At 58.4% G+C, this 11838-nt stretch carries 11 protein-coding genes; 8 read left to right on the top strand and 3 right to left on the bottom strand.

Annotated features, from left to right (window positions below):
• Positions 1–90: 90 nt before the first annotated feature.
• The 8 genes from ACYQ11_RS10725 to ACYQ11_RS10690 all read left to right on the top strand — a co-directional run bounded on the left by ACYQ11_RS10725 (position 91) and on the right by ACYQ11_RS10690 (position 8919).
• Entirely contained in the window at positions 91–2532 is a 2442-nt protein-coding gene (locus ACYQ11_RS10725; RefSeq protein WP_459923777.1) for an HD family phosphohydrolase, read from the top strand.
• On the top strand, positions 2519–2887 hold the full coding sequence (gene ybeY / locus ACYQ11_RS10720) for an rRNA maturation RNase YbeY (protein WP_459923776.1): 369 nt from the start codon (positions 2519–2521) through the stop codon (positions 2885–2887). Before ACYQ11_RS10725 ends, ybeY begins: the two co-directional genes overlap by 14 nt.
• A gap of 53 nt (positions 2888–2940) precedes the next feature.
• On the top strand, positions 2941–3660 hold the full coding sequence (locus ACYQ11_RS10715) for a pyridoxine 5'-phosphate synthase (protein WP_459923775.1): 720 nt from the start codon (positions 2941–2943) through the stop codon (positions 3658–3660).
• Positions 3661–3681: 21 nt separating this feature from the next.
• Positions 3682–5274, top strand: a complete 1593-nt coding sequence (locus tag ACYQ11_RS10710) for an NAD(P)H-hydrate dehydratase (RefSeq protein WP_459923774.1) — start codon at positions 3682–3684, stop codon at positions 5272–5274.
• Between the two features lies 1 nt (position 5275).
• Positions 5276–5749, top strand: coding sequence for a tRNA (adenosine(37)-N6)-threonylcarbamoyltransferase complex ATPase subunit type 1 TsaE (gene tsaE, locus ACYQ11_RS10705; protein ID WP_459923773.1), 474 nt, complete (start codon positions 5276–5278; stop codon positions 5747–5749).
• A gap of 86 nt (positions 5750–5835) precedes the next feature.
• Positions 5836–7053, top strand: coding sequence for an aspartate kinase (locus ACYQ11_RS10700; RefSeq protein ID WP_459923772.1), 1218 nt, complete (start codon positions 5836–5838; stop codon positions 7051–7053).
• Between the two features lie 112 nt (positions 7054–7165).
• Positions 7166–7870, top strand: coding sequence for an arginyltransferase (locus tag ACYQ11_RS10695; protein ID WP_459923771.1), 705 nt, complete (start codon positions 7166–7168; stop codon positions 7868–7870).
• A gap of 224 nt (positions 7871–8094) precedes the next feature.
• Positions 8095–8919 carry a substrate-binding periplasmic protein gene (locus ACYQ11_RS10690; protein ID WP_459923770.1) on the top strand — a complete coding sequence of 275 codons (825 nt, stop codon included), beginning with the start codon at positions 8095–8097 and terminating at the stop codon, positions 8917–8919.
• Positions 8920–9006: 87 nt separating this feature from the next.
• Here ACYQ11_RS10690 and ACYQ11_RS10685 read toward each other — a convergent pair whose 3' ends face one another.
• The 3 genes from ACYQ11_RS10685 to ACYQ11_RS10675 form a co-directional block, all read right to left on the bottom strand.
• Complete coding sequence (locus ACYQ11_RS10685) at positions 9007–9429, bottom strand: iron-sulfur cluster assembly scaffold protein (protein WP_459923769.1); 423 nt, start codon at positions 9427–9429, stop codon at positions 9007–9009.
• 280 nt (positions 9430–9709) lie between these two features.
• Positions 9710–10849 carry a double-cubane-cluster-containing anaerobic reductase gene (locus ACYQ11_RS10680; RefSeq protein WP_459923768.1) on the bottom strand — a complete coding sequence of 380 codons (1140 nt, stop codon included), beginning with the start codon at positions 10847–10849 and terminating at the stop codon, positions 9710–9712.
• A 3-nt stretch (positions 10850–10852) separates the two neighbouring features.
• Complete coding sequence (locus ACYQ11_RS10675) at positions 10853–11605, bottom strand: acyl-CoA dehydratase activase (RefSeq protein ID WP_459923767.1); 753 nt, start codon at positions 11603–11605, stop codon at positions 10853–10855.
• Positions 11606–11838 lie beyond the last annotated feature (233 nt).

Here is an 11838-nt window from a genome sequence, read left to right as displayed (position 1 = left end):
CCGTCGGGCCGCCGCGGAGAAGCCGTCAGGAATCCGGCTGGCGGAATGCTCACCCAAAGGGCCGCACCGGTGTCGCATGCGGTAAATATTATGGCAAAAAACAAACCGACCTTCAGGCATAAACTGACCGACTTCTTTCGAAGCAGCAACAATGTGGTCTGGTTTATCCTGCTGGGGTTCACGCTGGTTTTTACGGTGTTTCTCTATCCGGATATCAGCGCGGACAAATACGAGTACAAGCTGGGGGACATTGCCCCCCGGGATATCAAGGCCCCCCGTGATTTTTTCGTGGAAGACACGGACGCCACGGAGATGAACCGTCTCCAGGCGATACGCTCGGTGCTGACCGTCTATGACCACGACACGAACCTGGCCATTGATTTGACCCAGAGGGTCCGGCGCGTGTTTGCCGAGTTCCGGGGCCTGTTCATCGAGGCGGCCAAGACCGGTGCCGTGGCGGTGCCGGCTCTCCCGCCGGTGGCGGCCGGATCAGCCCCCAACGGCGGGGAGGAGGCCAAACCCGAAACCACGGTCCATGCCCTGATATGGGCGAAAAAAGACGAGTTCGAACGGAAGCTGGGCATCAAGGTCAGCAAGGCGGTGTACCAGGTGCTTGAAAAGGCAGAGTTTTCCGTGGAAATGGAAAACCTGATCTGCGAGATTCTGTTCAAGATTCTGGATAACGGCATCGTGGACAACAAGGAGATTCTGCTTCGCCAGGTTGAAAAGGGCATCTCCATCCGGAACCTGGCCACCAAGACCGAGACCGTGGAGCAGAGCCTCAAACGGTTCTACAGTCTGGAACAGGCCCAGACCATGGTCCGTATCGAGGCGGACCCCCTGCTTGAGGGAATCGACTACAGCGTCCGAAACGTGATCGTCGATTTTTCCCAGCGGCTGCTTCTGCCCAACATCACCCAGAACCGCAGCGAGACCGAAGCGCGTGAAAAGCGCGCCGAGTCGGAAATCGCCCCGACCATGTTCCGGATCAAGGCGGGCGAGATGCTTCTCCGGGAAGGGGAACGGGTGTCCCGGCCCCAGTTGCTCAAGCTCAAGGCCCTTCAGAACCAGACCCGAAACGAAAACATGATTCTCCGGAGCGTGGGCGTGGCCCTCCTGGTGCTTCTGTTCCTGTCCACCGTCTATATCCTCAATCTCAGGCCCAGGAACGAAATCAACATCGACCACAACAAGAACATGCTGTTCCTCACCTGCATCATGGTGGTGTTTCTGTTTATCACCAAGATCTCCCTGTCGGTGCCCGGCGTCATCTCGGCCACCCTGGCCTTCGACATTCCCGAGTCATCGGTCCATTACGGCATGCCCATCGCCGCTGCGGCCATGACGGTCTGTCTGTTCATGGGCCTCGAGGTGGCGATTCCGTTCTGCATCGTGTTCTCGGTTCTTGTGGCCATTTTGTTCGAGAATCAGTTCGAGGTGTTCGTGTTCTTTCTGATGAGCACCACCATGGCCGCCTACTGGACCCGGGACTGCAGTGAGCGCAAGGTGTTCATCAAAGCCGGAGCCAAGCTCGGGCTGGTGAACCTGCTTTTTTCCACGGCCGTTATCACCTATTTCGGTGATTTCAACTGGAACAGCATCTTCTGGGGCTGGGTGTTCGCCTTTTCCGGCGGCATCGCCGCAGGGATCGTCACGGCGGGGCTGGCACCGCTGGTGGAAATCCTTTTTGATTACACCACGGATATCAAGCTGCTCGAACTGGCCAATCTGGAGCAGCCCATTTTGCGTCGTCTGATGATTGAAGCGCCGGGAACGTACAACCACAGCGTCATCGTGGGCACCATGGCCGATGCCGTGGCGTCCGAGATCGGGGCCAACCCCCTGCTGGCCAGGGTCTGCGGCTACTATCACGACATCGGCAAGATCGACAAGGCCCAGTATTTCATCGAAAACCAGCAGCACGGGAAAAACAAGCACGACAAGCTGGCTCCGTCCATGTCGGCCCTGATCCTGACCGGCCATGTGAAAAACGGCGTGGAAATGGCCAAGAAATACCGTCTGGGCAAACCGATCATCGATACGATCCGCCAGCATCACGGCACCAGCCTGATCGAGTTTTTCTACGAAAAGGCCAAGGCCCAGAAAATCGACAGTGAAGAAACGGTCAACCCGGCGGACTTCAGGTATCCCGGGCCCAAACCCCAGACCGTGGAGGCCGGCATCGTGATGATCGCCGACGTGGTCGAAGCCGCCTCGCGGACCCTGGACGACCCCACACCGGCAAGGATCCAGGGCCTGGTTCAGCGGCTGATCAACAAGATCTTCTCCGACGGTCAGCTCGATTACTGTGAAATCACCCTCAAGGATCTGCACAGCATCGCCAAACGGTTCAACCAGATCCTTTCAGGCATCCATCATCACCGCATCAAATACCCGGACAAGACACCGGCCGCCAACGGAAAAGCGAAAAATGGAGATACTGACCGACAACAGGCAGCAAACCCACAGCGTGGACTTGACGAAACTTGGGACGAAAGCGGAAGCCATCTTAAGCGCCTTGGGATTAAATGATGACGAGCTGTCGATTCTGATCGTCGACGACGCCGACATGGCCGAGCTGAACCAAACTTACCGGAACAAGACCGGCCCCACCAATGTGCTGTCCTTTTCCATGCGTGAAGGGGAGTTCGGGGCGATCACCCCCCTTCTGGGCGATGTGGTGATTTCGGCGGACACGGCGAAACGTGAAGCCGATGACGCGGGTATCACCCTTGCCGAGCGTCTGTCCCAGCTTCTGGTCCACGGCATCCTCCACCTGGTCGATTACGATCACGAGCGCTCCGAGGCGGATGCCCTGATCATGGAAACCAAAAGCCTCGAGCTGCTTCGTCTGATCGAACCCAATCCGAATCTCGACGCGTTTTAGCGGACGGCAGCCGCCGTCGTCTATCATGGATTTATAATCGAAGGAGAACACCCATGGCAGGACTGGCAGTGAATATCGATCATATCGCAACCCTGCGCCAGGCACGGGGAACCCGGTATCCGGACCCCGTGGCCGCGGCCCTGATCGCCGAAATGGCCGGAGCCGACGGCATTGTGGCCCACTTAAGGGAGGACCGCCGCCATGTGCAGGATCGGGACGTCCGGCTGCTCAGGCAGGTGGTTCAGACCCGTCTGATTCTGGAGATGGGGGTGACCCCGGAAATGATCGGCATCGCCCTCGACGTGAAGCCCGACCTGGTGACCCTGGTGCCCGAGCGGCGTGAAGAGCTGACCACCGAAGGGGGGCTCGATCTGATCGTGCATCGGGACAAGGTGTCCGAGGCCGTCGAGAACCTGAAAAGCGCAGGGATCACGGTCAGCGTCTTCATCGATCCCGATGTGGAGCAGATCAAGGTCGCCCACCGCATCAGCGCCGATATGGTCGAAATCCATACGGGGACCTTCTGTGACGAGATCTCCGGGCCCCGGCGGGAAAAGGCCTTTGCCGACATCGTCAACGCCGCCAAGGTGGCCGACAAGCTTCGTCTGGGCGTCAACGCCGGACACGGAATCTGTTACACGTCGATCAAGGCCTTTGCCGGACTTCACGAGATCGACGAGTTCAGCATCGGCCACAGCATCGTGTCCCGGGCCGCCATGGTCGGCATGGATGCCGCCGTCCGGGAGATGCGTGCCCTGATTGCCGGCCTTTAGGGTCGCGGAAAGGAGGGGACAATGGATCTGGTCACCGCCGGTCAGATGCGGCAGATGGATCGTAAAACCATCGAGGATCTGGGCATTCCCGGCCTGGTGCTGATGGAAAACGCCGGTCGGGGGGCCACGGGAGCGCTGCTCGACATGATGGCGGCCCTGTCGCTCACGTCCGTGGGCGTTCTTGCCGGACGGGGCAACAACGGGGGCGACGGATTCGTCATCGCCCGTTATCTGGCCTGCCGGGGCATTCCCGTTACGGTCTACCTGTTTTGCGACATGACGGCCGTCTCCGGTGACGCCAAAGCCAACCTGGACCTTCTTGCCCGCCTTTCCGTTCCCGTCATCGAGATTCGGGACCAGGCGGATCTGCTCAGGCACAAAACCGCCATGGCCCATCGGGACATCTTTGTGGACGCGCTCCTCGGAACCGGGGTGAACACGGATGTCACGGGCCTGTTTCGCCTGGTCATCGAATTTGTCAACAAACTGGACAAACCGGTTCTTTCCGTGGATATCCCCTCGGGCCTGCATCCGGACACGGGCCGGATCCTGGGAGCCTGCATCCGGGCCCGGGTCACGGTTACCTTCGGAGCGGCCAAGGCCGGGCTGTTGCTCTACCCGGGCGCGGGTCTTGTCGGGCGCATCGAGGTGGTGGACATCGGCATACCGCCGCAGATGGCCCGTGAAGCCCTGGTCTATACGCACCTGTTGACGCCTGATATGATCCATGACCTGTACCGGTCGCGCCTTCCGGACAGCCACAAGGGCAGCGCCGGACACCTGATGGTCGTGGCCGGATCCCTGGGAAAAAGCGGCGCGGCCGCCCTCTGTGCCGAAACGGCCTTGCGTGTCGGCACAGGTCTGGTCACCCTGGGCGTTCCCGCATCGTTGAACCCCGTGCTGGAAAGCCTGCTTACCGAAGTGATGACCCTGCCGCTTGCCGAAGCCGGAGGCGGCGTTCTGGGCAAGGCCTCGCTGGATCAGATCCGCTCGGCGCTGGACGGAAAAGCCTGTCTGGCCGTGGGGCCCGGCCTGGGGCTGGACCCCCAGACCGTTTCCGTGGTCCACGCCCTGATGGGTGAAGCGTCGGTGCCCGTGGTCATGGACGCCGATGCCCTGAACAGTCTGGAAGGCCATGGGGGCCGGTTGAAAACCATGGCCCATCCGCCGGTTCTGACGCCCCACCCCCGGGAAATGGCCCGGATGACCGGGCGGTCCGTCGAGGCCATTCAGGCGGATCGGGTGGGCACGGCCCAGGCCTTTGCGGAGAAGTACCGGGTCCATCTGGTACTCAAGGGAGCGCGGACCGTGGTGGCCCACCCCGACGGCCGGGCCTTTGTCAATCCCACGGGCAATCCCCTTTTGTCGACCGGGGGAACCGGCGATGTGCTGACGGGGCTGATTGCCGGTCTGATCTGTCAGGGCTATGATCCGGGCGACGCCGCACGCATGGGCGTTTACCTTCACGGCGCGGCGGCCGACAGGCTGGCCGATACCGTGGGACCTGTGGGGGTTCTGGCTTCGGAAATGGCCGCGGTCATGCCCCGGGTCATGGGGCTGGTCCGGGACCGCCGCCTGCCCGCCCCGGATTTCATCACACAGCGAGCGTTCTGATATGACCGCCCTGTCTGACCGGCTTTGTTCCGGCTCGCCCTTCACCCTGATCGCCCCGACCCTTGCCGACACGCATCGGATCGGCCGGGAACTCGGGGCCCTGGCCGAACCGGGCACGGTGATCTGTCTGGCCGGGGATCTGGGCAGCGGCAAGACCGCCCTGGTTCAGGGGCTGGCCCGGGGTCTGGGCGTGCCCGACGCGTATTACGTGACCAGCCCCAGCTACACCCTGGTCAACGCGTATCCCGGTCGGCTCCCTCTGTATCATCTGGATCTTTACCGTATCGAAGACCCCGAGGATGTCTGGGACCTTGGCATCGACGAGATGCTGGCCGACGGCGGTGTTCTGGCCGTGGAATGGCCGGATCGGCTTCCCCCGGGTTTTTTTGAGGACTACCTCCGCATCGAGATGGTCATCGGACGGGACGATGCGCGACAATTGTATTTTCAGCGTTTCAGCGCTGGACTTGGATGAAGAAATCTGATAAGGAACTTTTTTTGTCCAACTGGCCTGGAAGTGAATCAGATTTGCTTATAATCAAGCATTGTTAGGGAGATGAAATGGCACTCATTGTTCAAAAATACGGCGGCACCTCGGTCGGTAATATCGAACGCATACGCAATGTCGCAAAACGGATCATCAAGACCTACGATCAGGGTCATGACGTGGTGGTGGTGCTTTCCGCCATGTCCGGGGTGACCGACAACCTGATCGCCATGGCCCATCAGGCCAGCAAGGTGCCGGACAAACGGGAACTTGACGTTCTCATGGCCACCGGCGAGCAGACCACCATCGCTTTGATGGCCATGACCCTTCAGGACATGAATTATCCGGCGGCCTCCCTGCTCGGGTTCCAGGCGGACATCTTGACCGACGGCATGGCCACCAAGGCCCGGATCATGAGTATCGGCGCACAGCGGATCAAAGATCTTCTGGCCCAAAAGAAAATCGTGATCATCGCCGGCTTCCAGGGCATCGATCCGGACGGCAATATCACCACCCTGGGCCGGGGCGGGTCGGATACCTCGGCCGTGGCCATCGCCGCTGCGGTCAAGGCAGATACCTGTGAGATCTATACCGATGTGGACGGCGTCTACACCACGGACCCCCGCATTTGCGACAAGGCTCGAAAACTCAAACAGATTTCCTACGATGAAATGCTGGAAATGGCCAGCCTGGGCGCCAAGGTGCTTCAGATCCGTTCCGTGGGCTTTGCAAAGAAATACAATGTACCGATTCACGTGAGAACATCATTCAATGAGGAGGAAGGCACAATGGTTGTTGGTGAAGATTCCGGCATGGAACAACTGGTGGTATCCGGTATCACCCTGGATAAGAATGAATCCCGTCTGACCCTGAAAAAAGTGCCGGACCAGCCCGGTGTCTCGTCCAAAGTGTTCACCCCGTTGGCCGAAGCCGGAATCCAGGTGGACATGATCATTCAGAACACGCGGTCCGGCGGTGAAACCGATCTGACCTTCACGGTCAACAAGACCGATTTTGCCCAGGCCAAAGCCATTGCCGAAAAGGTGGCCCAGGAACTCGGAGGCAAGGAGGTTCTGGGTGCCGACGATATCGCCAAGGTGTCGGTGATCGGCGTGGGCATGAAGAACCATGCCGGTGTGGCGGCCACCATGTTTTCGGCCCTGGCGTCCGAAAACATCAACATCCGGATGATCAGCACCTCGGAAATCCGCATTTCCTGCGTGATCGACGAACGTTACGGCGAGCTGGCGGTCCGTGTGCTGCACCAGGCCTTCAACCTGGACAAGATCTAAGGCTGTCGTGTATCGGTTCAGCGCCGATCAGCTTCTTTTCGTCCTTGTCGCGGGGGCCGCGATCCTGCTGGTGATTCTGGCGGGCAGCGGCCCTTTTTTTTAGCCGGCCGCCATGATGCTGCTTCAGGATATCCGAAAGAGCCCGCCGTCGCCCTGCCATTACCTGCCGGGGAAAACGTGGCGCTTCGACTATTTTTTCGCCGCGGGCCTGAACGAGGAAGAGCTTGACGCCTATCTGACCCGCGGCTGGCGGAAATTCGGCTATTATTTTTTCAGGCCGGCCTGTCCCGACTGCCGGGCCTGCATTCCGCTCCGGGTGCCCACGGAAACCTACCGGATCAGCCGGAGTCAGAAACGGGTCCTGGCCGGAAGCCGGGACATCCGGGTCCGTTTCGGTCCCCTTGCCTTTTCAGACCGGATCTTCGACATCTACCGCGACCATTCCCTCCATCGTTTCGGCAAGCGGGACAACGATCCCGGCGAATTTTTCAGGAGTTTTTTCACCCCCTCCTGTCCCTCCCTCCAGTCCGAGTATTACCTGGGCGACACCCTGGCGGGCGTGGGCTTTCTGGATCGCTGCCGGAGCGGTCTGAGCAGCGTGTACTTCATCTACGACACGGCCTTCAGCCGTCTGAATCTGGGCACCTTCAGCGTGATCCGGGAAATCGGCGAAGCCAAAGCCCTGGGGCTTCCCTACTACTACCTGGGTTATTATGTCGAGGCCTGCCCCCGCATGACCTACAAAAACCGCTTCCAGCCCAACGAGACTTACAACTGGGATACCGGTCTCTGGACGGGGGAGCATGGACACTGTTAGATTTTTGTTAGGATTATTCCCCCGTATTGTAATTGAAATACGTGTATGATAAACTTCAAAATCATTGTGCCGTCCTCTCGGCGCGTTCGTTTCCCCACCGATTTCGTTTTCTCTTGACCAAATTTCGGGCGTACGTGTTTTGTCTTTATCGCAGAGCCTGTTCGGTTTTTCTTATCGCGTGTGGTGGTGGGAGATCATTCTTTTGTAATTATCGGGTCGGTATCATGTCGCGTTTCTTGCTGTCTATCATCAAAAGACGGGCCAACGGCGTCGGCCCGTCAGATCAAGGAGGACGTATGGGTAAGATTCTGTGTTTGTCAGCCCTGGTGTGGTGTCTAATGCTTGGCAACCTGTCGGTTGCAGCGGTTAATGAATTGACCGTCGTGTGTGATGAATGGCCTCCCTATCAGATCGTTGACGAAGGGGGTGGGCTTAGCGGTTTCAGCACAAAGGTCGTAAGGGAGGTGTTCAAGCGCATGGGCGTCACGGTGAAAAGCCTCAAGGCCTACCCGTGGAAACGGGCCATTTACATGATCGAGACCGGAGCAGCCGATGCGCTGTTTTCAGCTAATTTCTCCGATGAACGCACAGCGTTCGCCTTTTATCCGGAAGAAACCCTCGTGACGTCTCCCTGGGTGATCTGGTCACGGGCCGAAGACAAGGTGAACTATCGCGGACTGACTGATCTGAAGGGGAAAAAGGTCGGGGTCGTTCGCGGGTACAGCTATACGCCGGAATTCCTTGAAACATTGAAAACCATCGGGACGATGGATGAATCGACGGACGATGAGACCAATTTCAGGAAACTGAACGTTGGGCGGATCGATTTGGTGGCCGCCGAACTGGGTAACGGGTCCGCCATCTTGAAAGCGCAGAAGATGTCCCAGATCATTCCTCATACGGATAATCCCATCAAATCGGACGGTCTATATATCATGTTCAGCAAAAGCAAGGTTCCTGAAGCGTTCGTCAGGCAGTTTTCAGATACGCTGAAGCAGATGAAAAGCGAGGCGGTGTATCAGTATATTTACGAAGAATACTTCAAATAGAAGGGCTAAACGTTGGGAGAATCATCATGCGGGCACGGCCTTGCGGCTGAACTGCGAAGGGCCTGCATTTTCACAGGCCCTTCGGGGCTATTTTGAACGGTACTCGTCGATGGCTTTGTGAAGGGTTTTCACGGCCAGCTGGATGCAGTGGTGTTTTTTCTCGGGAATGTTTTCAAGGGTCTTGAAGATGTCTCCGTCGTTGATGCTCCGGGCGAAATCAAGGGTTTTGCCTTTGACGATGTCCACGGCGGCCATGGCGGCGGATATGGCGCCGGCGCAGCCCATGACTTCATACTTGAGGTCCTCGATGATGTCCCCGTTGATTTTCAGGTAGATCGTCATGGTGTCCCCGCAGGACCCGATGAAGTCCGACACCTGGTCGGCGTCGGCAATGCGGCCCATGTGGGGCCGGTTCAAAAAGTAGCGGGCGGCCTTTTCCGAATAGCCCGTCTGGGCCATGGCCGTGATCATGTCCTCCAGGGGGGCTGCCTCAGCGTGAAGCTCTTTCATAGTCTCTCCGTCACATCAGGGTGTTAAATGTGATGGCTTCGTAAAACGCCCGATTTCTGCGTTGCGCGTCATCCCTCGTCATTGCGGCGTACCCTAAGTACGCCTCATTCCTCGGGCTTCGCGGCGCCTTGAACTCGAACGTTTTTCTTTACCATCGTTTGATGACTTTTTTTCGAGTCTATCAAATGTTGCTCGAATGCCAAACGGGACAAATTAATAAGAATCGTCCGTGAAGTCAAGCAAAGAGCTTAAAATCCCGGTCTCCCCCCGGAAAAAAACGTCAGATCATTTCAAGAAAGGCTTCAATCCTCACTCTCAGCTGTTCGGTGTTCGAATCGGAATAGTCGGTTTCAAGGTGGAGCATGGGCCGGCCGCAGGTGTCGTTCAGAAAGGATTCGAGGCCGAAGGATTCCACGTTATACGTGTGACAGGCCTGCCAGGTCAGGTCCACCACCCCGTCCACGGAAAAGCGTTCGATCATGTCTGCGAGGAGATCAAGGCGTCCCGGATTGGGGCTCATCACCGAACAGGGGATGGACAGGTACTGACGGGTCAGGGCGTCGATGGGATCGTCGGTTTGGGGGATGGTGAACACCTGCTTGTATCCGGTGCAGTTTTCGAAGCCCACCACGCAGGCTCCGGCTTCTTCAAGGATCCGGCAGACCTTGTCCGATCCGATCCCCATGGGCACGCCCGAAATGAGGATGCGGGGCGTTGACGATGTGTATGGACTTTCGCCCTTGGCCGCACGGCCCGTGAAGTGATCCGCGATATCGTTCATCAGACGGATCCCCTTTTCCTTGTCCGCCAGAAATCCCACCTTGAACAGGACGTTCAGTATTTCAGACCCCTTGATGGGCGAGGGCTTGGTTTGGGCCAGATCCATGACGGCCTTCTTGGCATCCCGTTCCCGGTTGAGCAGATCGATGGCCGCGTTGATGCGTTCTGTGGACAGAGAGATGCCGGTCAGATCTTCGATCCGCGTTTTCATGGTCTCGACCTCGCGGCGAAAGGGCGCAAGCGACAGGTCCGTGTTCTGATTCTGGGGAAGCTGGAGCACGTGCACCTCTTTGTATTCCTGCATCAGTTCGAACATTTTTTTCTTTCCGTCGCAGGTGGTGTCCGCCACGATGATGTCTGAAAAACGGAAAAAAGGACAGGAATCCAGGGCAGCGAAGCCGTAACTGCTTTTGATCAGGGGGCAGAGGTTCCTGGGAAGCACCTCTTCGGCGGCGGCGACGGGGTCGTTTTTGGTGCCGCAAAGGGGCAGGGGGACGGCGTCGGCGGCCACGATCAACTCCACCGGCGAATACAGGCAGTAGCACCCGACGGCTTTGCGTCCGTCTTTTTTCATGGTGTCGATATCACGGACATTTTGTTCGAAGGCTGCCTGCAATGTGTTGAATAGCGTTTCGCTCATGGTTTACCTCACGGTTTCGGTTGCGATGAATGCGGCCCCCAATGCACCGGTCATCTGGGGCTGTTCGGGAAGGAGGACCTCTCGCCCGCTCACGGCTTCGAGAAAACGGACCATGCAGCGGTTGTGGGCCACGCCTCCGGAGAAAACGATGGGCCCCTCGTCCGAGACCCGGCGGATCATGGACAGGGCCCGTGTGACCACGGACCGGTGAAGGCCGCGGGCGATGTGACGCCTGTCCTGCCCCCGGGCCAGAAGGGAGGTGACCTCGGATTCGGCGAACACCGTGCACATGCTGTTGATGGACAGCTCGCCGTCCGCCGACAGGGCCTGGTCGCCGAAGTGCTCGATATCGAAGCCCAGGGACCGGGACATGATTTCCAGGAATTTTCCCGTTCCCGCTGCGCAGCGGTCGTTCATTTCGAATTTGACGACCTTGCCGGCCCCGTTGGTCCTTATGACCTTGCTGTCCTGGCCGCCGATGTCGAGAATGGTCCGGACGCCGGGGAACAGGGCCTGGGCCCCCCTGGCATGGGCCTTGATTTCCGTGACCGTTTCCCCGTCACAGGCGATTTCGAACAGGTTCCGGCCATAGCCCGTGGCGACGATGCGGTCAAACGTGAGACCGCGGATCAGGTCGAAGGCCACGGCCATGGGGTCGAAACCCGTATCGGCCTGTCGGGTTTCGACCACCTTTCCGTCTTCAAGAATCACCAGTTCGATGGATCGTGATCCGATGTCGATGCCTGCCGAACGCATGGGGCCTCCTCAGGGTGCGGTTTCGTAAAAATTGTCTGATACCTGTCATAGCTAAGGGTTGTCAAAATGATAATCCCGATGGCTTGCGGGCGGCGGATCGGTCCTTTCAATGACGGGTTGCGGCCCGGCCCCGTGATTTTACATTAATATTACCTTTGGCCCTTGACATTGCAAAGTCCGTCGGGGCACAATTCGTTATCACCGATGTGACTTCCACCATACAAGACTCCCTG

Source organism: Desulfatiferula olefinivorans (assembly GCF_054657895.1).
This window is presented reverse-complemented; position numbering and strand designations above follow the sequence as displayed.